Raw genomic sequence first — 24,092 nt, 5'->3', positions numbered from 1 at the left:
TGTAGCATACGGGGGCAGCCGGGCAGGGTCAATGCGCGAAGGCGCACACCCGGGGCGGATCGCCGCATACCCGGCACAAAACCTGTCTCACGAGGCCACGCGGGCCATAGGCAGCCCCTGCCGTGACACTCCCGAGACCGGTTGGAGCCGCAGACTAATACGAGGGAGCCGATCATCCAAGAGCCCCAGATCCAAGAACCGGACCACTCCGAGGACCAGAAGCCGGATTCCGCCGAACCGGAGGCGACACGGCGTGTCGCGGGCGTCACGGAGAGCTCCCGCGCCAACCGCGGCTGGTGGGACCGGAACGCGGACGACTACCAGACGGAGCACGGCACGTTCCTCGGGGACGACCGTTTCGTGTGGGGCCCCGAGGGCCTCGACGAGGTGGAGGCCGAGCTGCTCGGCCCGCCGGAGGACCTCAAGGGCAAGGACGTCCTGGAGATCGGCGCCGGCGCGGCCCAGTGCTCGCGCTGGCTGGCCGCCCAGGGGGCCCGTCCGGTCGCCCTGGACCTCTCCCACCGCCAGCTCCAGCACGCGCTGCGCATAGGCGGCCGGGTGCCCCTCGTGGAGGCCGACGCGGGCGCCCTGCCCTTCGCGGACGGCTCCTTCGACCTCGCGTGCTCGGCGTACGGCGCGCTGCCGTTCGTCGCCGATCCGGTGCGCGTCCTGAAGGAGGTCCACCGGGTGCTGCGCCCCGGCGGCCGCTTCGTCTTCTCCGTGACGCACCCCATCCGCTGGGCCTTCCCGGACGAGCCCGGCCCCGAGGGGCTGTCCGTCTCCTCCTCGTACTTCGACCGCACTCCCTACGTCGAGCAGGACGAGGAGGGCCGCGCGGTCTACGTCGAGCACCACAGGACGGTCGGCGACCGGGTGCGGGACGTGGTGGCCGGGGGCTTCCGGCTGCTCGACCTGGTCGAGCCGCAGTGGCCCGCCTGGAACACCCAGGAGTGGGGCGGCTGGTCCCCGCTGCGCGGAAACCTGATCCCCGGTACGGCGATCTTCGTGTGCGTACGAGACTGAACGGGTGATCCGTTACGACGCCCTGGACGCGCTGCCCGTACGCGGCGCCCTGCCCGCCCTGGACGACGCCCTGGAGGGCGGCGGCAGCGCCGTGCTCGTGGCGCCGCCCGGGACCGGCAAGACGACCCTCGTGCCGCTGGCGCTCGCCGGGCTCCTGGACGGCGCACGGCCGGGGCGCAGGGTCGTGGTCGCCGAGCCGCGTCGGATCGCCGCCCGGGCCGCCGCACGGCGGATGGCGTGGCTGCTCGGCGAGAAGGTCGGCGAGAGCGTCGGGTTCACCGTGCGCGGGGAGCGGGTGGTGGGGCCACGCACGCGTGTGGAGGTCGTCACGACGGGCGTCCTCCTCCAGCGGCTCCAGCGGGACCAGGAGCTCGCGGGCGTCGACGTGGTGGTGCTCGACGAGTGCCACGAACGTCATCTGGACGCCGACACCGTCGCCGCGTTCCTCCTGGACGTACGGGCCGCGCTCCGTCCCGAGCTGCGCCTCCTGGCCGCGTCGGCGACGACGGACGCGGCGGGGTGGGCGCGGCTGCTCGGCGACGCGCCCGTCGTCGCGGCGGAGGGCGTCTCCTATCCGGTGGAGGTGGAGTGGGCGCCTCCGGCACGTCCGGTACGGCCGCCGCACGGCATGCGTGTCGATCCGGCGCTGCTGACGCATGTCGCGTCGGTGGTGCGGCGCGCGCTGGCGGAGTGCGAGGGGGACGTCCTGTGTTTCCTCCCCGGGGTCGGGGAGATCGCGCGGGTGGCGGGTCTGCTGGGAGATCCGGGCGGCCGGGTCGACGTGCTCCAGGTGCACGGGCGGGCGCCCGCCGCCGTCCAGGACGCGGTGCTGTCACCGTTGACCGGGGACCGGCGCCGGGTGGTCCTGGCGACCTCCGTGGCGGAGTCGTCGCTGACGGTTCCGGGGGTACGGGTGGTCGTCGACTCCGGGCTGGCACGGGAGCCGCGGGTGGACCACGCGCGCGGGCTGAGCGCACTGACGACGGTACGGGCCTCGCAGGCGGCCGGGCGGCAGCGGGCGGGGCGGGCCGGGCGTGAGGCGCCCGGACGGGTGTACCGCTGCTGGACGGAGGCCGAGGACGCCCGCCTGCCGCGTTTCCCCGCTCCGGAGATCAAAGTGGCCGACCTGACGGCGTTCGCCCTGCAGGCGGCCTGCTGGGGCGATCCTGGGGCGACGGGGCTGGCACTGCTGGACCCGCCGCCGGGCGGGGCGATGGCGGCGGCGCGGTCCGTCCTGTCGGCGGTGGGTGCCGTGGACGCGGCCGGCCGGGCCACGGAACGCGGTGTCCGCATGTCCCGGCTGGGTCTGCACCCCCGGCTGGCCCGCGCGCTGCTGGACGCGGCCCCCGTGGTGGGCGCCGACCGCGCCGCCGAAGTGGTCGCCCTGCTGAGCGAGGAGCCGCCCCGCGAGTACGGCGACGACCTGGCCGGGGCCTGGCGCCTGGCCCGACGCGGCGGCGACCCCTACGCGGCCCGCTGGCGCACCGAGTCCCGACGCCTGCGCTCGGCGTCGACGGGACTCTCCAGCCCGTCCGCCCTGGACAGCGCCCGCGGTGGCGGGATCGAGGGTGGGCCGTGGCCCGCCGGTGGCGGCGATGATCGCGTGGTCGGGCTTGTGGCTGCCCTGGCGTACCCCGAGCGGCTCGCGCGGTCGCAGGGCGGCTCCTGCCTCATGCTCAACGGCACCCGTGCCGACATCGGCGACGGCTCGGCGCTGCGCGGCGCGCCCTGGCTGGCGGTCGCCGTGGCCGATCGGCCCGTCGGGGCCGGGCACGCGCGCGTGCGACTTGCCGCCGTGGCCGACGAGGAGACGGCACGGCGGGCCGCGGCGCCCCTGCACAGCGAGGGCGACGAGGTCCACTGGGCCGACGGCGACGTCGTCGCGCGGCGGGTCGAACGGCTCGGGGCCGTGGAGCTGGCGGTGCGTCCGCTGAAGAACGCCGACCCCGGGCTCGTACGGGAGGCGTTGCTCGAGGGGCTGCGGGAGGACGGGTTCGGGCTGTTGCGGTGGTCCCCGGATGCCGAGGGGCTGCGGCGCCGGCTCGGGTTTCTGCGGCTGCACCTGGGTGAACCCTGGCCCGACGTGTCCGACGACGCGCTCCACGCGCGCGTGGACGAGTGGCTGGAGCCGGAGCTCGGCCGTGCCCGGCGGCGGGCCGATCTGGCGCGGATCGACGCCGGGCAGGCGCTGAACCGGCTGCTGCCCTGGGCCACGGGAGACGCGGCCCGGCTGGACGAGCTCGCGCCCGAGCGGATCGAGGTGCCCAGCGGGTCCAGGATCCGGATCGACTACGCCGCCCCCGAGCAGCCGGTGCTCGCCGTCAAGCTGCAGGAGATGTTCGGGCTGCACGAGTCACCGACGGTCGCGGGTGTGCCCGTGCTCGTCCATCTGCTCTCGCCCGCCGGGCGCCCCGCCGCCGTCACCGCCGACCTCGCCTCCTTCTGGAAGGACGGGTACAGGGCGGTGCGGGCGGAGCTGCGGGGCCGCTACCCCAGACATCCGTGGCCCGAGGACCCGGCGATGGCCGAGCCGACCCGGCACACCAACGCGCGGCTCAGGCGTTGACCGGTTCCGGTTCCGCCGCCTCCGTGGGGGCCGGGTCGCCAGGGCGGCGGCTGCGCGCCTCCAGGTAGAGGGAGAGGGACAGCAGGGCCCCGCCCAGGAGCAGGAAGCCCCAGGGGAGGTACGACGTCAGCAGCAGGATCAGGGTGCGGTTGGACTTGACGAGGGCGACGGTGTGCTTGATGTAGTCCTCGCGCATCTTCACGTGCCCGGCGAAGGCGGTCACCTTGTCGCGGTCCCCGAGGAGCGTGCCGCCCCGCAGCTCCTCCTTGTGGATCTCCTCGCCGTAGACCGGCGCTCCGGTGACGGGTTCCACCCAGAACTTGCGGACGGTCGTGTACCAGCGTGTCGTGCCCGTCTTGGCGACCGACTCCGGAGTGATGCCCTGGACGGGCATGACCTTGGGGAGCTTGACCTTCGTCCAGGGAATGGTCTGCTCGAAGTAGTACACCTTGACGCCGCGGAAGGTCTGGGTGCCCTTGTAGTGGATGGGCGCCGAGGTACGGGTCTGCGCGTCGAAGTACTCGTAGTCCCGCTTCTCCGTGCGGAAGGGCCACTTGAACTCGATGCCCTCGCGCGTGACGGGGTCGCCGTCGACGGACTCCCCGGTGGCGTGGACGGGGTCCTGGCTGTGCGCGTCGAAGATGTAGCGCTCGGGGAGCTTGGAGACCATCTTCCCGTCGGGGCCCTGCACGTAGGAGAGGCTGTCCCAGACGACGACGTCACGGCCCGCGGTCTTCTCGATGCGGTCGGAGGCCTCGACGTTGCCCTTGAGGGTCTGCACGATGGTGACCTTGGGGACCTTCTTGGCCTGCATGGTGCCGTAGTCGAGCAGGGTCGCGTCCTTCGCCTCCAGGACCATGTCCTGGTACTGGTTGGCGGGGATCTTCGCCAGCCGCGGGAAGGCGTACCAGCGCAGCAGCGGGGACAGCGCCGCGAAGAACACGGCGAAGGCGAGCAGGATCAGGCTGGCCTTGCGACGCATCTCGGCGTCCCTCCCTGAGAGTTACGGCTGCCCTGCGGGCTAGGGGTGCGCGGGCACGGTCGTCAGCATCGGCTTGGGCGAGGTCTTGCCGGCCGGTGAGCCCATGGCCGTGATGGTGAGCACCAGGGCGAACGCCACGGCGAGACCGGTCGCGGCGGCGATGAGGGCGCGCATGCGGGGCCTCCCCGGGGGACGGTGGATCGAGAACTGATACCTCGTCAGATCCGGCACCGTAGCAACGGCGGGGCGAGATGAGAACACCTTGCGCACACAGACGAGGGCGCCCCTCCGCCGGGAAGCGGAGGGGCGCCCTCGTCTGTCTGCGCGTACGGCCTACGAGGCGGCCGCGGCGACCGTCAGCTCGACCGTCAGCGCCGCGCCGCCCGCGGTGTTGATGCGGAGCAGGAACGTGCCGGCCGTGTCGTCCGCGTACAGCTTGGGGAGCTTGAGCACGCCGTCGGCGTCCGTCGTGAGGTCCGTGAGGGTGCGGATCACCTTGCCGTCCGCGTCCTTGAAGTACGGGCCCTTGTCGTTCTCGGTGACGTCGTCCGCCGACTTGATGAGCGTCGCGGTGGCCGCGACCTTGCCGGCGACGGCGCCCTTGTAGGTGGCCTTCACCTCGACCTGGTCGGCGAACTCGCCGCCCGGCACGCAGGTCAGCGCGGTGTCGCTGGTGCGGGTGAGGGTGTCGGCCGGGCGCGGGGTGACGGTGGCCGCGTAGTCGAGGCCGGCCAGGACGCGGCCCACGACGGTGGCGCGGACGGTGAAGTCACCGGTCTTCTCGCCCGCCACGAGTGCGGGCGCGGTGGCCGTGCCCGTGCTACTGGTGACGACCGTGGCGACGCTCTCGCCGCCGCTGAAGGTGGCGTCCGTGTCGCCGATGATCGTGAACCGTACCCGGACCTTCGCCACGGCCTTGTTCGCCTTGGACTCGGCCCGCACGGCGACCTTGGCGTCGAAGGCGCCGCCCGCGGTCGCCGTGAGCTTCCCGGTGTTCGCGTCCTCCAGATGGTCGACCGTCTGGGTGGGCGTGGGAGGCGTCGGGGTGGGTGAACTCGGCGGGGACGACGGCGGGCTGGGGCTCGTCGAGCCGCCACCGCCCGGCTTGGGGGTGCCCGGCTTGGACGTGCTCGGCGCGCTCGGGGTACTCGGCGTGCTCGGCGCACTCGGCGTCGAGGTCGCGGGCGTGGACGGACTCGGGTTCGCCCCGGAGTCGTTGCCGCTGCTGTGCGAGGGCAGCGTGCCCGTGCCGTCCGGGACCTCGTGGGTGCCCTTGCGGTAGTACTCCAGCCACGACAGAACCGTGTTGAGGTACGCCGTCGAGTTGTTGTAGTTCAGGATCGCGGCGTTCATCTGCGACTGCACGGACAGATCCCGGTCGAACCGGCACAGGTAGTGGCCGGCCGCGAGCGCCGCGTCGTAGACGTTGTTGGGGTCCTTCTTGCCGTCGCCGTTGCCGTCGCGGCCCGCCCACTCCCAGGTGGAGGGGATGAACTGCATGGGACCGATGGCCCGGTCGTACGCGGGGTCGCCGTCGTACGCGCCGTTGTCGGTGTCGGCGATCAGCGCGAAGCCGTTGCCGTCGAGCTTGGGGCCGAGGATCGGCGAGTACGTCGTGCCGCTCGCGTCGACCCGGCCGCCGCGGGCCTGACCGGACTCGACCTTGCCGATGGCGGCGAGGAGTTGCCAGGGCAGGTTGCAGCCCGGCTTGGAGGCGCGCAGCTCCGCCTCGGCCTTCTTGTAGGCGTCGAGGACGGTCGCGGGTATGCCGGCCTCGGCCTCGCCCACCGAGACGGACGTGCCTGTGGTCGGGCTCGACGACGGGCTCGGGTTGGGGCTCTTCAGCGGCGGAAGGTCGGTGTAGTACGGCGAGTCGCCCGTCGCGCCGCCGCCTTCGCCGCCGGTGCTCGCATCCGCGGAGGGCTGGGCGCCGGCGGCCTGTCTGCCGAGGTCGTCGGTGGTCACTCCGGGTGCCTGGGAAGCGGACAGGGCCGCCACCGCGGCCGCGGCCACGGCGGTGGTCGCCGCTCCCTTGCGCAGTCTGCCGAAATGCGCCGCCATTGAGTGAACCCCTCCCGTGGACGACCGTCCGCGCTCCGCGCGTTCGCTGGCTCTGTGACCCAGGCGACCCTACGACAACTTCCGTCGCCCGGGCACCCGTTCGTGCCCGTTTTTCACCGGTTGGCCATGTGGGATTGTCCGAGAGAACACGCACCCCGGGGTGGAGCCCGCGGACATTTTCATGCGTCCCTCATACTGGGCGTCGACGATCAACGGGGCCGACATATCCGACCAACGTCTGCCACAGGGGGATGCTTTGCCCTTCACCCTCAGCCACGCGGCGGCCGTACTGCCCGCCCTGCGCGGCGACGGAAGCGGCCGTGGCCGACTGGTTCCCGCGGCACTTGTGGCCGGTTCCTTCGCCCCCGACATGACCTACTACGCGGCGAGTGTGGTCCCCGGGGCGATGGAGTTCGGCGATTTCACGCACTCCTTCACAGGTGTCTTCACCTTCGACGTGCTCGTCGCCTGGGCGTTGGTGGGTGCCTGGCTGATACTGCGCGAACCCTTGGTGGCGCTGCTGCCGCGGACCCGTCAGGGCCGTCCCGCGGTTCTGCTGCGCTGCGGGAGCCCGCGCGGGCAGGCGCGTTCCTCGGCGGCAGCGTGGTGGTACGCCTCCGCGGTGCTCGGCGCGCTGACGCACGTCGTGTGGGACGCGTTCACGCACCACGACCGGTGGGGGGTGCGGCTGATCCCCGTCCTGTCGCGCGACGCCGACGGCACGCCGGTGTTCACCTACGCGCAGTACGGCAGTTCGCTGGTGGGGGCCCTGGTGATCGTGGCCTTCGTGGTCGTCGCGCTGCGCCGGACGCCCTCGGCCGAACCGGTGGGGGTGCCGGTGCTGTCGCGTTCCGACCGGTGGCTGGCGGCCGCCGTCATCGGCGGCTGCGAGCTGATGGGCGCCGTGCAACGGGCTTCGCGCTGGTGGGCCTACTGGGGCACCCGCGCGAAGCCCTGGGAGTTGATCCCGGCACTGTGCTTCGGCGCGGGAGCGGGTCTCGTGCTCGGCCTCGCGCTGTACGCCGTCGGGGTCAGGGTGTGGCGTCCCGCTCCGGCTCGTCCCAGCCCGGCACCGGCCCGTACGGCGCCGAAGCGTCCGACGCCTCGCTGATCCTGTTCTCCGGAGTGGCGCCCTGGACGGCGCCGCGTCCGGGGTTGAGGCCGCGGTGGACCGCCTGGGCGATGCGCTCGATGGTGCGGACCCCGTACGCCATCGTCGGGTTGTCGTGCGACAGGACGACGATGCGGTACGTGCGGTCGGAGCCGGTGAACACGCCGACGCTGTGGACGCGCCAGCCGTGGGTGGACCGGGGCAGCCAGCCGTTCTTGATGTGCGCCTTCAGGCTGCGCGGCATGCCGGCGGGGACGCCCCAGCGCTGGTCGCTGCGGACCTTGCTGAGCAGTTTCAGGCCGAAGGTGCGGCTCTTCAGGAAGGAACCGGCGTCTGTGAGCACGCCCAGCAGCCGCATCTGGTCGGCGGCCGTGGTGCGCGTCAGGCCCCAGTAGCCGGCCGGGCCGAGCTCGGTGCGGCGGGTTCCGACGCGGTCCAGGAAACGGCCGAGGCAGGTGCGGCCCAGGTCGTTCCACAGATGCTGGGCCGCGGTGTTGTCCGAGGCGGTGATCATGGGACGTACGTTGGCTAGCTCCCAGTCCGTGAGGGTGCGCTGCAACTCGTCCGCGCGGCGCAGGGCGGCCTCCATGATCGTGACCTTGACGACGCTCGCCGCGTCGTACCGACGCTCGCTCGCGAGGGCGCAGGTCAGGTCGCTGTTGTCGTCGCGCACCGCCACGGCGACGGTGCCCCGGCGTGACGACAGCGCCGCCCTGATGTCGCGGGACATCCGGGCGGCGAGGTCCGGGTTCTGAGTGGAGCGGCAGGCCGCGGGCACCTGGGCGGTGCTCGCGCCCGCGGCGACTGCGGGTACCGGCGCGAGCAGCGCCGAGACGACGGCTGTGGCCATGGCTGTACGACGGTTGAGCATGCGTATACCCATGCCCGCATCCTTACGGTCCCCTTGCACAGGGGGCGTCTTTGCGGGGGCCACGCGAGTGAACGGTTCCCTCCGGGGGGCGAGCGGAACCCCCGCCCCCTGCGTCTCCGGCCCACCGGAGAGACCTCGCGCCTACGGCCACCCGACAAAAGATCTCCGCCCCGCGGACGGCTCGCGAGGCGGGCGGGCGCCGCCTGACGCAAGGCGGGGCAGAGCCCGACTCTCCCCACGGGCGGCGCGCACGACGAAGCGCGGACCAGCTTTTCCCGCGGCCGGCGCGCACGGCAGAGCGGGGCCGACTTTCCCCACGTCCGACGCACGGCGCCGAGCCACGGCGCCGAGCCACGGGGCCGCTTTCCCTGCGGGCGGCGCGCACGGCGGAGCCACGGGGCGGCTTTCCCCGCAAGCGACTGTGAGGCGGACGCCCAGTGGGCTGGGGCTTCCCCGAGCGGCGCAGGACGTCGGTCCACCCCGCCGCACAAGCCGCCCGCAGGACACCCGCCACCGGGCCGGTCGGAGCCGCAAGCGCCCCACCCGGAACCGAACCGGCCCGAAGCCGGGACGGGGATCCAAGAGGCCCGGGATCCAAGAGGCCCGGGACCCGAGGCCGGGGCCCAAGGCCGGGGCCCGGGGCAGGGCCGGGGCCCGAGACCAGAAGCCGGGGCCGGAGCTAGAAGCCGGAGCCCGAGGCCCGAGGCCGGAGCCCGAGGCCCGGGACCGGAGCCGGGGTGCGGGATCGGGGGCCTCGTTCGCCGGGGGCTAGTGGGCTGCGGATTCCCAGTCGGGGCCCGCCCCGACGGACACGTCGAGGGGTGCCCGGAGATGGACGGCGGACGCCATCTCGCGGCGGACGAGTTCCTCGGTCCTCTCGCGCTCCCCGGGGGCGATCTCCAGGACGATTTCGTCATGGACCTGGAGGAGCATGCGGGACTTGAGGTCCGCCTCCCGCAGCGCCCGGTCCACGTTCAGCATCGCGATCTTGACGATGTCCGCCGCCGTGCCCTGGATGGGCGCGTTCAGCGCCATGCGCTCGGCCATCTCGCGGCGCTGACGGTTGTCGCTGTTCAGGTCGGGAAGGTAGCGGCGACGGCCGAAGAGGGTCTCCGTGTACCCCGTGGCGCGGGCCTCGTCCACGACCCGGCGCAGATAGTCCCGTACGCCTCCGAAACGCTCGAAGTACGTGTCCATCAACGCACGCGCCTCACCCGCGTCGATGTTCAGCTGCTGGGACAGACCGAACGCCGACAGCCCGTAGGCCAGGCCGTACGACATCGCCTTGATCTTGCGGCGCATCTCCGCGTCGACCGCCGAACGCTCCACCGAGAACACCTGCGACGCCACCGTCGTGTGCAGGTCCTCTCCCGACGCGAACGCCTCCAACAGGCCCTCGTCCTCGGACAGATGGGCCATCACGCGCAGTTCGATCTGGCTGTAGTCGGCCGTCATGAGGGACTCGAAGCCCTCGCCGACCACGAAGCCGCGACGGATCGCGCGGCCCTCCTCCGTACGCACCGGGATGTTCTGCAGGTTCGGGTCCACCGACGACAGCCGGCCGGTCGCGGCCACCGTCTGGTTGAACGTGGTGTGGATGCGGCCGTCCGCGGCGATCGTCTTGATCAGGCCCTCGACCGTCACCCGCAGCCTGGCCTGCTCACGGTGGCGCAGCATGATGACCGGCAGCTCGTGGTCGGTCTGCGTGGCCAGCCACGCCAGCGCGTCCGCGTCCGTCGTGAAACCGGTCTTCGTCTTCTTCGTCTTGGGCAGGTCCAGCTCCCCGAAGAAGACCTCCTGAAGCTGCTTGGGCGAGCCGAGGTTGAACTCGTGCCCGACGGAGGCATGGGCCTCCTTCACCGCCTGCTGCACGGCGCCCGCGAACATCTGCTCCATGGCTTCCAGGTGCGCCCGGTCCGCCGCGATGCCGTGCCGCTCCAGCCGGGCCAGCAGCGCCGACGTGGGCAGCTCCATGTCACGCAGCAGCTCGGCCGCGCCGACCTCCTCGAGCTTCTCGCCGAACGCCTCGCCCAGGTCGAGGATCGTGCGGGCCTGCACCATCAGCGCCTCGGCCTCGGCCTGGTCGTCCGCGCCGAAGGCCAGCTGACCGTCGGCCGCGGCGGCGGGCCCCAGCTCCCGCCCCAGGTACTCCAGGGACAGCGCGTCCAGCGCGAAGGACCGGCGGCCCGGCTTGACCAAATACGCGGCGAGCGCGGTGTCCATGGACACGCCCTCGATCGTCCACCCGTGCTCGGCGAAGACCCGCATCGCGCCCTTGGCGTTGTGCAGCACCTTGGGCTTCTTCGGGTCGGCGAGCCACTTCGCGAACGCGTTCTCATCCGCCTCGTCCAGCTGCGCGGGGTCGAACCACGCCGCCGCCCCGTCCGCCGCGGCGAGCGCGACCTCGGCGACCGAGCCGGAACCCAGCGCCCAGGTGTCGACGGTGGCCAGGCCCAAGACCGCCTTCCCGTCGTGCTCGGCGAGCCACGGCTTCAGCTCGCCCGCACCCAGCACCACCCCGTCCAGCTCGACACCCTCGACGACCGGAGCGGCCGCCTCGGCCTCCCCCGTCCCGGGGTCGACGGCGTAGAGCCGCTCACGCAGGGAGGGGTTGCGGATCTCCAGGGTGTCCAGGACCATCGCGACCGCCGTACGGTCGTACGCCGCGCGCTCCAGGTCGGTGACCGTCTTCGGAAGCTCGACGTCCTTCACCATCTCCGTGAGACGGCGGTTGAGCTTCACCGCCTCCAGGTGGTCGCGGAGGTTCTGCCCGGCCTTGCCCTTCACCTCGTCGACGCGCTCGACGAGGTCCGCGAACGAACCGAACTGGTTGATCCACTTCGCGGCGGTCTTCTCACCGACCCCGGGGATGCCCGGCAGGTTGTCCGACGGGTCGCCGCGCAGCGCCGCGAAGTCGGGGTACTGCGCCGGCGTCAACCCGTACTTCTCGACGACCTTCTCCGGAGTGAACCGGGTCAGCTCCGAGACGCCCTTCGTCGGATACAACACCGTCGTGTGCTCGGACACCAGCTGGAAGGAGTCACGGTCACCGGTGACGATCAGGACCTCGAAGCCCTCGGCCTCGGCCTGCGTCGCGAGCGTGGCGATGATGTCGTCGGCCTCGAAGCCGTCGACCGCGAACCGCTGCGCGTGCATCGCGTCCAGCAGCTCGCCGATCAGCTCGACCTGCCCCTTGAACTCGTCCGGGGTCTTCGAACGGTTCGCCTTGTACTCGGTGAACTCCTCGGAGCGCCACGTCTTGCGTGAGACATCGAACGCCACCGCGAAATGCGTGGGCGCCTCGTCGCGCAGCGTGTTCGCCAGCATCGACGCGAACCCATAGATCGCGTTCGTCGGCTGACCCGTCGCGGTCGTGAAATTCTCCGCGGGCAGCGCGAAGAACGCGCGGTACGCCAGCGAGTGCCCATCCATGAGCATCAGCCGCGGACGGCCCGCACCCGTGGTTTTCTCGGTCTTCTTCGATGCTGTTTCTGCCACGCCCCCGATCCTGCCACGCCCCACTGACAGTGCGGACCTCCCGGGACCGGCCACCCTCGCCGTCACCGGCACGTGCGAGGATCGCCGACGTACTTCACACGTGTATGCGAGGGGGTCCCCTGATGGCCAGCAAGCCGCCCAAGAGCGATCCGGTCCAGGACACGCCGCAGGTCGCCGAGCCGAAACGCGCCGCGGCCGGGCTGCCCGCCATCGGACACACCCTGCGCATCGCACAGCAGCAGATGGGAGTGAAGCGCACCGCGCTGACCCTCCTGCGCGTCAATCAGAAGGACGGCTTCGACTGCCCGGGCTGCGCCTGGCCCGAGCCGGAGCACCGGCACACGGCGGAGTTCTGCGAGAACGGCGCGAAGGCGGTCGCCGAGGAGGCCACCCTGCGCCGGGTCACCCCGGACTTCTTCGCCGCGCACCCGGTAACCGACCTGCACGGCCGCAGCGGCTACTGGCTCGGCCAGCAGGGCCGCCTCACCCACCCCATGTACCTGCCCGAGGGCGCCGACCACTACGAGCCGGTCTCCTGGGAGCGCGCCTTCGACATCGTCGCCGAGGAGCTCGCCGCCCTCGGCTCCCCCGACGAGGCCCTCTTCTACACCTCGGGACGCACGAGCAACGAGGCCGCGTTCCTCTACCAGCTCTTCGCCCGCGAACTCGGCACGAACAACCTGCCGGACTGCTCGAACATGTGCCACGAGTCCTCGGGCTCCGCGCTCTCCGAGACCATCGGCATCGGCAAGGGCAGCGTCCTGCTCGAGGACCTCTACAAGGCGGACCTGATCATCGTCGCCGGGCAGAACCCCGGCACCAACCACCCGCGCATGCTCTCCGCCCTGGAGAAGGCCAAGGCCAACGGCGCGAAGATCATCAGCGTCAACCCGCTGCCCGAAGCGGGCCTGGAGCGCTTCAAGAACCCGCAGACCCCCCAGGGCATGATCAAGGGCGCCGCCCTCACCGACCTGTTCCTGCAGATCCGCCTCGGCGGCGACCAGGCCCTCTTCCGCCTCCTCAACAAGCTCATCCTGGAGACCGACGGCGCGGTCGACGAAGACTTCATCGCCGAACACACCCACGGCTACGAGGAGTTCGCGGCCACCGCCCGCGCCGCCGACTGGGACGAGACCCTCACCGCCACCGGCCTCACCCGCGAGAAGATCGACGAGACCCTCCGCCTCGTCCTCTCCTCCCGGCGCACCATCGTCTGCTGGGCCATGGGACTCACCCAGCACAAGCACTCCGTGCCCACGATCCGCGAAGTGGTCAACTTCCTGCTGCTGCGCGGCAACATCGGCCGGCCCGGCGCCGGCGTCTGCCCGGTCCGCGGCCACTCGAACGTGCAGGGCGACCGCACCATGGGCATCTTCGAACGCCCCGCCCCGGCCTTCCTGGACGCCCTGGAGAAGGAGTTCGGCTTCGCCCCACCCCGCGAGCACGGCTACGACGTCGTACGGGCCATCCGCGCCCTGCGCGACGGCGACGCGAAGGTCTTCTTCGCCATGGGCGGCAACTTCGTCTCCGCCTCCCCCGACACCGAGGTCACCGAGGCCGCCATGCGCCGCGCCCGCCTCACCGTGCACGTTTCGACCAAGCTCAACCGCTCCCACGTCGTCACCGGCGCCCGCGCCCTGATCCTGCCCACCCTCGGACGCACCGAGCGCGACCTCCAGGACAGCGGCGAGCAGTTCGTGACCGTCGAGGACTCCATGGGCATGGTCCACGCCTCACGCGGCCGCCTGAAGCCCGCGAGCGAGCACCTCCTGTCCGAGCCCGCCATCGTGTGCCGCCTCGCCCGCCGTGCACTCGGCGAGGCCTCCCGCACCCCCTGGGAGGAGTTCGAGAAGGACTACGCGACGATCCGCGACCGCATCGCGCGCGTGATCCCCGGCTTCGACGACTTCAACGCACGCGTCGCCGACCCCGCCGGCTTCGCCCTCCCCCACGCCCCCCGCGACGAACGACGCTTCCCCACCGCCACCGGCAAGGCCAACTTCACCGCCGCGCCCGTCGAGTACCCGAAGCTCCCCGAAGGCCGCCTCCTCCTCCAGACCCTCCGCTCGCACGACCAGTACAACACCACCATCTACGGCCTGGACGACCGCTACAGGGGCATAAAGAACGGCCGCCGAGTGGTCCTCGTCAACCCCGAGGACGCCCGCGCGCTGAACGTCACCGACGGCTCGTACGTCGACCTCGTCAGCGAATGGCAGGACGGCATCGAGCGGCGCGCCGCCGGCTTCCGCGTCGTGCACTATCCGACCGCCCTCGGCTGCGCCGCCGCGTACTACCCGGAGACCAACGTCCTCGTCCCGCTCGACGCCACCGCGGACACCAGCAACACCCCGGCCAGCAAGTCCGTCGTGGTCCGTCTGGAACAATCGACCACCGACTGAGCGTTTGCTCAGCCAGTCAGAGAGACCGACGACGATCGGAGCCGGACCCCATGGGCGAGCAAAGCCAAGTGCAGTTCCCGCAAGAGGTCATCGACGAGTACGCCGCACTCGGCGTCGACCTGCCCGCCCTCTTCTCAGCAGGCCACCTCGGCACCCGCATGGGTGTGCAGATCGTCGAGGCCTCCGCGGACCGGGTCGTCGGCACCATGCCGGTGGAGGGCAACACCCAGCCGTACGGCCTTCTGCACGGCGGCGCCTCCGCCGTCCTCGCGGAGACCCTCGGCTCGGTCGGCTCCATGCTCCACGGCGGCAGCTCCAAGATCGCCGTCGGCGTCGACCTGAACTGCACCCACCACCGCGGTGCCCGCTCCGGCCTCGTCACCGGCGTGGCCACTCCCGTGCACCGCGGGCGCACGACAGCGACGTACGAGATCGTCATCACCGACGAGAACGACAAGCGCGTCTGCACCGCCCGCCTCACCTGCCTCCTGCGCGACGTGACCCCCACCGACGCCGACCACGTACGTCAGGCCTGACCCCGCCCCCAGAGCGACCCCCACTCACCGGCAGCCGCGTACGGCGACCAAGGGGGCAGGAGACAACTGCCCCCACTCCGCGGCACTCGGGTACGGCGGGCAGGGGACGGGGCGGAGGTGTCCGCCCGCAGCGGCTGGCGCGTCAACACCGGCTCCTTCCTGGACCGACCGATTCCGCGCCTGACCGAGGACGGATACCTCCGCCCCGGCCCCGCCCCCCCACGCACCCTTTCCGCACGCCCCCGGCCCCCGCACGCCGCAACCGCACTCCAATACGCCGGAGTTAGCAGAAACCATCGGCAACTCACCACCCTTTCGGGCGACTTAACGCGCCTTCACGAGACCGCACGCCCGGACCGCACCTCATGCGCCCTAATACCGCGCACGCCGACCGAACTCCGAGTTCCCTTTTCTCGACGTAACGCTGCGTAACACGCACGCAATACGGCATCAGGGCTCCATCCTTCGACGGCCCGTACTCCCGCGACCTCTCCCGGCTCCTCCACGCGACCTGCGGCGGCGTCCGACGGCGACCTTCGCCCACGCACAACCGGAAGTGCGGATTCTCAACATGTGGAACGAGAAGAATTTCCGCCAAATCGGCTGAGAATACCCGTCCCTGAAGCCCATCAACCGGCACGTCATAACAAGAAAGTCACAAGCCAGCCCACGGAGATGCCCGGGCCCACAGACAGGCTTAGAGTCACGGCCAGTCACCGCGCCGCCGGGCGCGTCTGCAGCACGGCTCGGTATCACCCAGTACGGCCCGGCGAGACACACGGCAGCTCAGCAGGGCTGCTGCGCCAGGGAGAGGATTCAACGTGCGACAGCGTTCTTTGGTCATACTCACCTCCGTGCTCACCACCGGAGCACTCACGCTGACCGCCTGCGGTTCGCGTGATGACAGCGGGGACAAGAGCAGCAGCAGCAAGACCGAGATCATCATCGGCGTTGACGCTCCGCTGACCGGTCAGAACTCCGCAACCGGCCTCGGCATCCAGGGCGGTGTGCAGATCGCCGTCGACGACGCCAACAAGAACAACACCGTCCCCGGCGTGACCTTCAAGGTCCAGGCGCTCGACGACAAGGCCATCCCGGCCAGCGGCCAGCAGAACGCCACCGCCCTCGTCAACAACGAGAAGGTCCTCGGCGTCGTCGGCCCGCTGAACTCCGGTGTGGCCACGCAGATGCAGCAGGTCTTCGCGCAGGCCAACCTGGTCGAGGTCTCGCCCTCCAACACGGCGCCCGAGCTCACCCAGGGCAAGAACTGGCAGACGTCCAAGTCGCGCCCGTTCAAGACGTACTTCCGCACGGCCACCACCGACGCCCTCCAGGGCGGCTTCGCGGCCGAGTACGCGACCAGCACGCTCAAGAAGAAGAACGTCTTCGTCGTCGACGACAAGCAGACCTACGGCGCGGGCCTGGCCAAGCTGTTCAAGGCCGGCTTCACCAAGGGCGGCGGCAAGGTCGCCGGCGAGGACCACGTCAACACCGGCGACACCGACTTCTCCGCCCTCGTCACCAAGATCAAGAACTCGAAGGCCGACCTGGTCTACTACGGCGGCCAGTACGACGAGTCGGAGAAGCTCACCAAGCAGCTCAAGGACGGCGGAGTCAAGATCCCGCTGTTCGGCGGCGACGGCATGTTCAGCGACACCTACATCTCGACCGCCGGCAAGACCTCCGAGGGTGACCTGGTCACCTCCGTCGGCCAGCCAGTCGACTCCCTGCCCTCCGCCGCGGACTTCATCAAGAAGTACAAGGCCTCCGGCCTCAAGGGCGACTACGGCACCTACGGTGGCTACTCCTACGACGCCGCGACCGCCATCATCAAGGCGATCGCCAACGTCGTGAAGGACGGCAAGGTCCCCGACGGCGCCCGCGCCAAGATCGTGGACGAGGTCCAGAAGACGAAGTTCGAAGGCATCGCCGGCCCCGTCTCCTTCGACGAGTTCGGCGACACCACCAACAAGCAGCTCACCGTCTACCAGGTCGTGGCCGGCAAGTGGAAGGCCGTCAAGAGCGGCACGTTCAACGGCTGATCCGATCCGATCCCAGCTGAGCTCAGCCGATTCCAGCTAACCCCAGCTGATCCCAGCCGATCCGAGATCCGCCGCTAGCTACACCCCAGGGCCGCGCGGCCAAGACCACACGTCACCGCGCGGCCCGTCCCATCTCCCCCCGTTCACTCTCCCCACCCACATGGAGGCCATGCGGTGAACACCCTGCCGCAGCAGCTGGCCAACGGGCTGTTCCTCGGCTCGATGTACGGGCTGATCGCCATCGGCTACACGATGGTGTACGGCATCGTCCAGCTCATCAACTTCGCCCACGGCGAGATCTTCATGACCGGAGGCTTCGGCGCACTCACGGTCTACCTCTACGTCCTGCCCGACGGCACATCCATGTGGATCGCCCTCCCAGCGATGCTCATCGGCGGCGGACTCGTCGCCGTCCTCATCGCCGTCGGGGCGGAACGGTTCGCCTACCGACCACTGCGCGGCGCGCCACGCCTGGCGCCCCTCATCACCGCCATCGGCCTCTCCCTCGCGCTCCAGCAGGCCGTCTTCAACTGGTACCCGGACGCCAAGACGGACCGCAACTTCCCCCAGATCGACGCCGGACCCTGGCACATCGGGTCCATCAGCATCAGCAGCGGCTCCCTCTTCGTCATCGTCGCCGCCCCGCTCTGCATGGCGGCCCTCGCCCTCTTCGTCAGCATGTCCCGCACCGGCCGCGCCATGCAGGCCACCGCCCAGGACCCTGACACCGCCCAGCTCATGGGCATCGACACCAACAAGATCATCGTGATCGCCTTCGCCATCGGCGGCTTCTTCGCCGCCGTCGCCGCCGTCTCCTACGGCCTGCGCTACGGCTCGATCCAGTACAACATGGGCTTCCAGATGGGCCTCAAGGCCTTCACCGCCGCCGTCCTCGGCGGCATCGGCAACATCTACGGCGCCATGATCGGCGGCCTCGTCCTCGGCCTCGCCGAGACCATGGCCACCTCCTACATCGACGGCATCCCCGGCATGCAGCAGCTCGGCGGCGGCGGCTGGTCCTCCGTCTGGGCCTTCGTCCTCCTCATCCTCGTACTGCTGTTCAGGCCACAGGGCCTGGTCGGCGAACGCGTCGCGGACAGGGCGTGACCACCATGGCAACCACCGAGAACACCGCCGAGATCACCGCCCCCGCACGCGGCCTGATCGCACTCCCCCAGACCACCGCCCGCGCCCTCATCGCCGTCGGCGCCGTCGCCACCATCGCCAGCACCTTCATGTCGTGGACCTACACGGCCGACTTCCCCGGGGACCTCACCTACTACGGCTCCCCGGCCGGCCTGCAGATCCTCGACCTCGTCGCCGGCGCGATCACCCTGCTCTTCGCGCTCACCCTCTTCGGCGTCCGCGGCCTGCGCTGGCTCAACCCGGCAGGCGCCACCGCGCCCGTCGTCCTCGCCGCCGCCTCCGCGTTCGCCGTCAGCTGGTTCAGCGCCATCGCCATCGCCGTCGACCTCAAGGGCCTCGTCGCCCTCGACCCCGGCGCCTACGTCACCGCCATCGGCTCCCTGATCGCCCTCCTCGGCGCCCTCGCTCTCCCGAGCCCCGGCGACACCTTCAAGGACTGGGTCAGCAAGCCCGACCGCATCCCCGCGGCCCAGAAGCTCCCCGGCTGGGCCGAGCGCCTCGTCATCACCGCCGCCACCGCGGTCGCCCTGATCGTCTTCACCTACGGCATCGGCGTCGACCCCGAGGCCAGCGAGACCTTCATCGGCTACCTGCTGCTCGTCATCTTCGGCACCTGGGCACTCCAAGCCGCCGGACTCTTCGACCGGTTCGCCACCCTCAACGTCCGCCACAAGGGATTCGCCACCTCCATGGCGTTCCTCGCCGCGGCGGTCTTCCCCTTCGTCGAGAACAACGAGCACAACGCCAACCTCGGCGTGAACATCCTCGTCGTCGCCACCGTCGCCCTCGGCCTCAACATCGTCGTCGGCCTCACCGGACTCCTCGACCTCGGATACGTCGCCTTCCTCGGCGTCGGCGCCTACGCCGCGGCCCTCGTCTCCGGCTCCGAGTTCTCCCGCTTCTCCGGCGTCCAGTTCCCCTTCTGGGCCGCCATGCTCACCGGCATGGCCGCATCGCTCGTCTTCGGCGTCCTCATCGGCGCCCCCACCCTGCGACTGCGCGGCGACTACCTCGCCATCGTCACCCTCGGCTTCGGAGAGATCTTCCGCATCTCCGTCAACAACCTCGACGGCTCCTCCGGACCGAACCTGACCAACGGCCCCAACGGCATCTCGATGATCCCGGACCTCGACATCTTCGGGTTCAACCTCGGGAACTCGCACGACATCGGCTCGATCACCCTCGGCCGCTTCGCGAACTACTTCCTGCTGATGCTGATCATCACCGGCATCGTCGTGATCGTCTTCAACCGCGCCGCCGACTCCCGTATCGGCCGCTCCTGGATCGCCATCCGCGAGGACGAGACCGCCGCCACCGCCATGGGCATCAACGGCTTCCGCGTCAAGCTCATCGCCTTCGCCCTCGGCGCCTCCCTCGCCGGCCTCGCCGGCACGGTCAGCGCCCACGTCGGCTACAGCGTCAACCCGGCCCCGTACCAGTTCGCCGGCTCCGTACCGCCCAACTCCGCCTTCCTGCTCGCCGCGGTCGTCCTCGGCGGCATGGGCACGGTCAACGGCCCCATCCTCGGCGCCACCCTGCTCTACCTCCTCCCCGAGAAGCTCGGCTTCCTGAAGGAGTACCAGCTCTTCGCCTTCGGCATCGCGCTCGTGATCCTCATGCGCTTCCGCCCCGAAGGCATCATCGCCAACCGCCGCCGCCAGCTCGAATTCCATGAGTCCGACGACAGCGTCGACATCCCCGAACAAGGCCTGCCCGACTCCACCGTCGGCGTCACCAAGGCAGGGGCGTGACCCACATGACCACCACCACGGCCACCAGCCCCGTACTCGAGGCCAGCGGCGTCACCATGCGCTTCGGCGGCCTCACCGCCGTCCGCAGCGTCGACCTCACCGTCAACTCCGGCGAGATCGTCGGCCTCATCGGCCCCAACGGCGCGGGCAAGACCACCTTCTTCAACTGCCTCACCGGCCTGTACGTGCCGACCGAGGGCAAGGTCTCCTACAAGGGCACCGTCCTCCCGCCCAAGCCCCACCTCGTCACCAGCGCCGGCATCGCCCGCACCTTCCAGAACATCCGGCTCTTCGCCAACATGACCGTCCTGGAAAACGTGCTCGTCGGCCGCCACACCAGGACCAAGGAAGGCCTCTGGTCGGCCCTCCTGCGCGGCCCCGGCTTCCGCAAAGCAGAAGCCACCTCCCGCGAACGCGCCATGGAACTGCTGGAGTTCATCGGCCTCGACCACAAGGCCGACCACCTCTCCCGCAACCTCCCCTACGGCGAACAGCGCAAGCTCGAAATCGCCCGCGCCATGGCGAGCGAACCGGGACTGCTGCTCCTGGACGAGCCCACGGCCGGCATGAACCCCCAGGAGACGCGCGCGACCGAAGACCTCGTCTTCGCCATCCGCGACAGGGGCATCGCCGTACTCGTCATCGAGCACGACATGCGCTTCATCTTCAACCTGTCCGACCGCGTCGCCTGCCTCGTCCAGGGCGAGAAGCTCGTCGAGGGCACCTCGGACGTCGTCCAGGGCGACGAACGCGTCATCGCCGCCTACCTCGGCACCCCCTTCGAGGGCGCCCCCGGCGCGGAAGAGGTCGCCGAGGTCGAAGCCGCCGAAGCCGCCGAGGCGGCGGTGGCCGCGGAGACCCCGGAGGCCGCCGAGACCCCCGACGCCACGGAGACTCCTGAGCCCACGGATGCCCCCGAGGCCGCCGACGCTCCTGAGGCTTCTGAGGCTTCTGAGGCTTCTGAGGCCGAGGAAACCCCCGAGGCCGCCGAGACTCCCGAGGCCGCCGAGAGCGACGCCGCCGCGGAGGGCACCACCAGCAAGGAAGGAAACGCCCAGTGACCGCACTGCTCGAGGTCGAAGACCTCAAGGTCGCCTACGGCAAGATCGAAGCCGTCAAGGGCATCTCCTTCTCCGTCGAAGCCGGCCAGATCGTCACCCTCATCGGCACCAACGGCGCCGGAAAGACGACCACCCTGCGCACCCTCTCCGGGCTCCTCAAGCCCACCTCGGGCCGCATCACCTTCGACGGCAAACCCCTCAGCAACATCCCCGCCCACAAGATCGTCTCCCTGGGCCTCGCCCACTCCCCCGAGGGACGCCACATCTTCCCCCGGCTGACGATCACCGAGAACCTCCAGCTCGGCGCGTTCCTGCGCTCCGACAAGGCGGGCATCGAGAAGGACATCCAGCGCGCCTACGACCTCTTCCCCATCCTGGGTGAACGCCGCAAGCAGGCCGCGGGAACCCTCTCCGGCGGCGAGCAGCAGATGCTGGCCATGGGCCGCGCGCTCATGTCCCAGCCCAAGCTGCTCATGCTCGACGAACCCTCCATGGGCCTCTCGCCGATCATGATGCAGAAGATCATGGCCACCATCGCCGAACTCAAGTCCGACGGCACGACCATCCTCCTCGTCGAGCAGAACGCCCAGGCGGCGCTCTCCCTCGCCGATCAGGGACACGTCATGGAGGTCGGCAACATCGTCCTCTCCGGCACCGGCCAGGACCTGCTGCACGACGAGTCGGTACGCAAGGCCTACCTGGGCGAGGACTGACACCAGGCTCCGGCCGTACGACCGTACGGCCGCTGTACGAAGAGGCCCGCGCCCCCAGTCGGGGGGCGCGGGCCTCTTCGTCACTCACCCATACCGCTCGCCCGGGGAATCAGCCGGCGAAATTCTCGATCGGCCTGGTGAAGTCGGCACCGAGCTGCGACATCGCGTGGCCGAACTCCGTCTCACTGATCGCCTCACGGAGCGTGACCAGTACGGCACGGACGCCGCTGTCGGCCTCGTCCGGCTTGAGCACGTTGCGCTGGGCCACACGCCGCACGAGCTCGTCGTAGTCGAAACGCTCGATCTCGGCGGTGGCACCCCGCCGCACGGACTCCGCCAGACCCTCCGGGAGCTCCAGCGCCAGATTCCGCGCCTCACCCGAGCTCAGCCGATGCGCGAGCGCCTCCAGCGTGGCACGCGTGAGGTCGGCCGACTCCTGCCGGGACAGGCCCGTACGTTCCGACACCGCTTGGACGAACGCCTTCTCTTCCACGCGCTGCCTCCTTTGCCGCCCTGCCGGTCCGAAGGCCACACGGCCCCAAAACCAGCCTGACACGCCGTCGCCGGGCTCGCGCGGGCAAGCGACGGCACCCCGGCACCGCCCGCACTTACCCCTTGGAGGACTTCTTCTCCTCGGCGTCCGCGATGACCGCCTCGGCGACCTGCTGCATCGACATACGGCGATCCATGGAGGTCTTCTGGATCCACCGGAACGCGGCGGGCTCCGTCAGCCCGTACTGCGTCTGGAGCACGGACTTGGCCCGGTCCACCAGCTTCCGCGTCTCCAGACGCTGACTGAGGTCCGCGACCTCCTGCTCCAGCTGCTTCAACTCCGTGAACCGCGAGACGGCCATCTCGATCGCCGGTACGACGTCGCTCTTGCTGAAGGGCTTCACGAGGTACGCCATCGCGCCCGCGTCACGGGCCCGCTCGACGAGGTCGCGCTGCGAGAACGCGGTGAGCATCAGCACGGGGGCGATGCTCTCCTCGGCGATCTTCTCGGCCGCCGAGATCCCGTCCAGCTTGGGCATTTTGACGTCGAGAATCACGAGGTCGGGCTTGTGCTCACGGGCCAGTTCGACGGCCTGCTCCCCGTCCCCCGCCTCGCCCACGACGGCGTAACCCTCTTCCTCGAGCATCTCTTTGAGGTCGAGGCGGATCAGGGCCTCGTCCTCGGCGATGACGACACGGGTCGTCAGCGGAGGCACGTGCGACTTGTCGTCGTCGGCGACGGGCTGGGGCGACTCGGGGGCGGTCACGGGGGCTCCTCGTTCAGGGGCGGGTACTGCTCCCAAGAGCCTACCTAGCTGCGATAAGGTAAGGGCACGGCGGGTGAACGCCAGCCTTTGTTTTACAGGAAGCCTCGGTAGTCCAGCGGTAGAGACACGGTGCTCAAACCACCGACAGCGTGGGTTCGAATCCCACCCGAGGCACTTTTCCTTCGATTCGAAGGCCTACCCTAAGAAGCGGATGCCCACGTTCTCGTGAACATCCGCTTTTTGCTGCATGCGGTCACGATTGGTGACGCAGAGTGTTCACATGGAACAGCACAGCCCTTCGATTCGCGCCCAAGCAGTCGCACTCATGCGCCAAGGCATCCCCAACCGTGCAGTCGCGGAGCGCCTCAACGTCCCGCGCGGGACCGTCGGCTGGTGGCGCAGCGAAGACCGCAGTGCTCGCGGTGAAACCTACGAGCAGCCGACGGACTGCCCCCGGTGCACGTCCCGTGACTTCAACACAGTCGCGTACTCCTACCTACTCGGCCTCTACCTCGGCGACGGCCACATCATCTCGAAGCGCAAGCAGCACCACCTGTCCATCTTCTGCAACGCCACGCAGACCGGGCTGATCGCGTCTGCCGAAGAGGCCATGCGCAAGGTGATGTCCCTGCCAAACGTCAGGCAGCGCCACAAACCCGGCTGCGTCGAGGTGAAGTCGTACAGCAAGCACTGGCCCTGCCTGTTCCCGCAGCACGGCCCCGGCAAGAAACATGAGCGCCCGATCGTTCTCGAACCCTGGCAACAGGAAATCGTCGACGCTCATCCCTGGGAATTCGTCCGTGGCCTCATTCACTCCGACGGATGCCGGATCATCAACTGGACGACCCGGCCGGTCGGCGGTGTGGGCAAGCGTTATGAGTATCCCCGGTATTTCTTCACCAATATGTCCGACGACATCCGCCGGCTCTACACCGAGACACTGGACAAGCTCGGCATTCAGTGGACGCACTGCACCCGCAACGGAAACCCGTACAACATCTCCGTCGCCAAGAAGGCCTCCGTCGCTCTCATGGACGCCCACGTAGGACCCAAATACTGATCCCCTCCGA

The 24,092-nt window shown here is 70.2% G+C and carries 18 protein-coding genes and 1 tRNA gene; 12 read left to right on the top strand and 7 right to left on the bottom strand.

The window, feature by feature from the left end:
- Positions 1–141: 141 nt before the first annotated feature.
- Together OG568_RS36475 and hrpB are read left to right on the top strand one after the other, a co-directional pair.
- Positions 142–1,023, top strand: a complete 882-nt coding sequence (locus OG568_RS36475) for a class I SAM-dependent methyltransferase (RefSeq protein ID WP_385077814.1) — start codon at positions 142–144, stop codon at positions 1,021–1,023.
- 4 nt (positions 1,024–1,027) lie between these two features.
- On the top strand, positions 1,028–3,589 hold the full coding sequence (gene hrpB, locus OG568_RS36470) for an ATP-dependent helicase HrpB (RefSeq protein ID WP_329534621.1): 2,562 nt from the start codon (positions 1,028–1,030) through the stop codon (positions 3,587–3,589).
- Here the strand turns inward: hrpB and OG568_RS36465 are convergent.
- The 3 genes from OG568_RS36465 to OG568_RS36455 all read right to left on the bottom strand — a co-directional run bounded on the left by OG568_RS36465 (position 3,579) and on the right by OG568_RS36455 (position 6,632).
- Positions 3,579–4,571, bottom strand: a complete 993-nt coding sequence (locus OG568_RS36465) for a DUF3068 domain-containing protein (protein WP_329534620.1) — start codon at positions 4,569–4,571, stop codon at positions 3,579–3,581. The genes hrpB and OG568_RS36465 overlap by 11 nt on opposite strands.
- Positions 4,572–4,610: 39 nt before the next feature.
- Complete coding sequence (locus tag OG568_RS36460) at positions 4,611–4,745, bottom strand: SPW_0924 family protein (RefSeq protein ID WP_329534619.1); 135 nt, start codon at positions 4,743–4,745, stop codon at positions 4,611–4,613.
- A gap of 159 nt (positions 4,746–4,904) precedes the next feature.
- Positions 4,905–6,632: a lytic transglycosylase domain-containing protein gene (locus OG568_RS36455; protein ID WP_329534618.1), complete on the bottom strand. Its 1,728-nt coding sequence runs from the start codon at positions 6,630–6,632 to the stop codon at positions 4,905–4,907.
- A 256-nt stretch (positions 6,633–6,888) separates the two neighbouring features.
- On the opposite strand from OG568_RS36455, the gene OG568_RS36450 reads away from it, so the two are divergent.
- Positions 6,889–7,743 carry a DUF4184 family protein gene (locus OG568_RS36450; protein WP_329534617.1) on the top strand — a complete coding sequence of 285 codons (855 nt, stop codon included), beginning with the start codon at positions 6,889–6,891 and terminating at the stop codon, positions 7,741–7,743.
- Here OG568_RS36450 and OG568_RS36445 read toward each other — a convergent pair.
- On the bottom strand, positions 7,664–8,626 hold the full coding sequence (locus tag OG568_RS36445; RefSeq protein ID WP_266581892.1) for a serine hydrolase: 963 nt from the start codon (positions 8,624–8,626) through the stop codon (positions 7,664–7,666). The two genes, OG568_RS36450 and OG568_RS36445, sit on opposite strands and share 80 nt — an antisense overlap.
- A 756-nt stretch (positions 8,627–9,382) precedes the next feature.
- Complete coding sequence (polA, locus tag OG568_RS36440) at positions 9,383–12,112, bottom strand: DNA polymerase I (protein WP_329534616.1); 2,730 nt, start codon at positions 12,110–12,112, stop codon at positions 9,383–9,385.
- 122 nt (positions 12,113–12,234) lie between these two features.
- Here polA and OG568_RS36435 point away from each other — a divergent pair, with 122 nt between their 5' ends.
- The 7 genes from OG568_RS36435 to OG568_RS36405 all read left to right on the top strand — a co-directional run bounded on the left by OG568_RS36435 (position 12,235) and on the right by OG568_RS36405 (position 21,763).
- Positions 12,235–14,514, top strand: a complete 2,280-nt coding sequence (locus OG568_RS36435) for an FdhF/YdeP family oxidoreductase (RefSeq protein ID WP_329534615.1) — start codon at positions 12,235–12,237, stop codon at positions 14,512–14,514.
- A 50-nt stretch (positions 14,515–14,564) separates the two neighbouring features.
- On the top strand, positions 14,565–15,050 hold the full coding sequence (locus OG568_RS36430; RefSeq protein ID WP_329534614.1) for a PaaI family thioesterase: 486 nt from the start codon (positions 14,565–14,567) through the stop codon (positions 15,048–15,050).
- 821 nt (positions 15,051–15,871) lie between these two features.
- The gene (locus tag OG568_RS36425; protein ID WP_329534613.1) at positions 15,872–17,092 is read left to right on the top strand and encodes a branched-chain amino acid ABC transporter substrate-binding protein; all 1,221 of its coding nucleotides are present in this window, start codon (positions 15,872–15,874) and stop codon (positions 17,090–17,092) included.
- Positions 17,093–17,266: 174 nt separating this feature from the next.
- On the top strand, positions 17,267–18,199 hold the full coding sequence (locus tag OG568_RS36420; protein WP_266651140.1) for a branched-chain amino acid ABC transporter permease: 933 nt from the start codon (positions 17,267–17,269) through the stop codon (positions 18,197–18,199).
- A 5-nt stretch (positions 18,200–18,204) separates the two neighbouring features.
- Positions 18,205–19,989, top strand: coding sequence for a branched-chain amino acid ABC transporter permease (locus OG568_RS36415; protein WP_329536555.1), 1,785 nt, complete (start codon positions 18,205–18,207; stop codon positions 19,987–19,989).
- Entirely contained in the window at positions 19,986–21,050 is a 1,065-nt protein-coding gene (locus tag OG568_RS36410; RefSeq protein ID WP_329534612.1) for an ABC transporter ATP-binding protein, read from the top strand. The genes OG568_RS36415 and OG568_RS36410 overlap by 4 nt, the downstream gene beginning before the upstream one ends.
- The gene (locus tag OG568_RS36405; protein ID WP_266415080.1) at positions 21,047–21,763 is read left to right on the top strand and encodes an ABC transporter ATP-binding protein; all 717 of its coding nucleotides are present in this window, start codon (positions 21,047–21,049) and stop codon (positions 21,761–21,763) included. Before OG568_RS36410 ends, OG568_RS36405 begins: the two co-directional genes overlap by 4 nt.
- Before the next feature lie 109 nt (positions 21,764–21,872).
- On the opposite strand, the gene OG568_RS36400 is transcribed toward OG568_RS36405, so the two are convergent.
- The gene (locus OG568_RS36400; RefSeq protein WP_266415078.1) at positions 21,873–22,256 is read right to left on the bottom strand and encodes a DUF2267 domain-containing protein; all 384 of its coding nucleotides are present in this window, start codon (positions 22,254–22,256) and stop codon (positions 21,873–21,875) included.
- A gap of 115 nt (positions 22,257–22,371) precedes the next feature.
- On the bottom strand, positions 22,372–23,022 hold the full coding sequence (locus OG568_RS36395) for an ANTAR domain-containing response regulator (protein WP_266415075.1): 651 nt from the start codon (positions 23,020–23,022) through the stop codon (positions 22,372–22,374).
- A gap of 101 nt (positions 23,023–23,123) precedes the next feature.
- Between OG568_RS36395 and OG568_RS36390 the strand changes: the two genes are divergently transcribed.
- Positions 23,124–23,196, top strand: a tRNA-Leu gene (locus OG568_RS36390).
- 106 nt (positions 23,197–23,302) lie between these two features.
- Positions 23,303–24,082, top strand: a complete 780-nt coding sequence (locus tag OG568_RS36385; RefSeq protein WP_329534611.1) for a helix-turn-helix domain-containing protein — start codon at positions 23,303–23,305, stop codon at positions 24,080–24,082.
- The last annotated feature ends 10 nt before the right edge of the window (positions 24,083–24,092 follow it).

The sequence above is a fragment of the Streptomyces sp. NBC_01450 genome (assembly GCF_036227505.1).
GTDB lineage: Bacteria > Actinomycetota > Actinomycetes > Streptomycetales > Streptomycetaceae > Streptomyces.
Note: the sequence above shows the minus strand (reverse complement) of the source record. Positions and strands in the feature narration are given on the sequence as shown.

Bases quoted from the DNA above. Each gene is read 5' to 3' on its own strand.
- OG568_RS36465 (WP_329534620.1), bottom strand. From the start codon at position 4,571: ATGCGTCGCAAGGCCAGCCTGATCCTGCTCGCCTTCGCCGTGTTCTTC.
- OG568_RS36460 (WP_329534619.1), bottom strand. From the start codon at position 4,745: ATGCGCGCCCTCATCGCCGCCGCGACCGGTCTCGCCGTGGCGTTCGCC.
- OG568_RS36455 (WP_329534618.1), bottom strand. From the start codon at position 6,632: ATGGCGGCGCATTTCGGCAGACTGCGCAAGGGAGCGGCGACCACCGCC.
- OG568_RS36445 (WP_266581892.1), bottom strand. From the start codon at position 8,626: ATGGGTATACGCATGCTCAACCGTCGTACAGCCATGGCCACAGCCGTC.
- OG568_RS36435 (WP_329534615.1), top strand. From the start codon at position 12,235: ATGGCCAGCAAGCCGCCCAAGAGCGATCCGGTCCAGGACACGCCGCAG.
- OG568_RS36430 (WP_329534614.1), top strand. From the start codon at position 14,565: ATGGGCGAGCAAAGCCAAGTGCAGTTCCCGCAAGAGGTCATCGACGAG.
- OG568_RS36415 (WP_329536555.1), top strand. From the start codon at position 18,205: ATGGCAACCACCGAGAACACCGCCGAGATCACCGCCCCCGCACGCGGC.
- OG568_RS36385 (WP_329534611.1), top strand. From the start codon at position 23,303: ATGGAACAGCACAGCCCTTCGATTCGCGCCCAAGCAGTCGCACTCATG.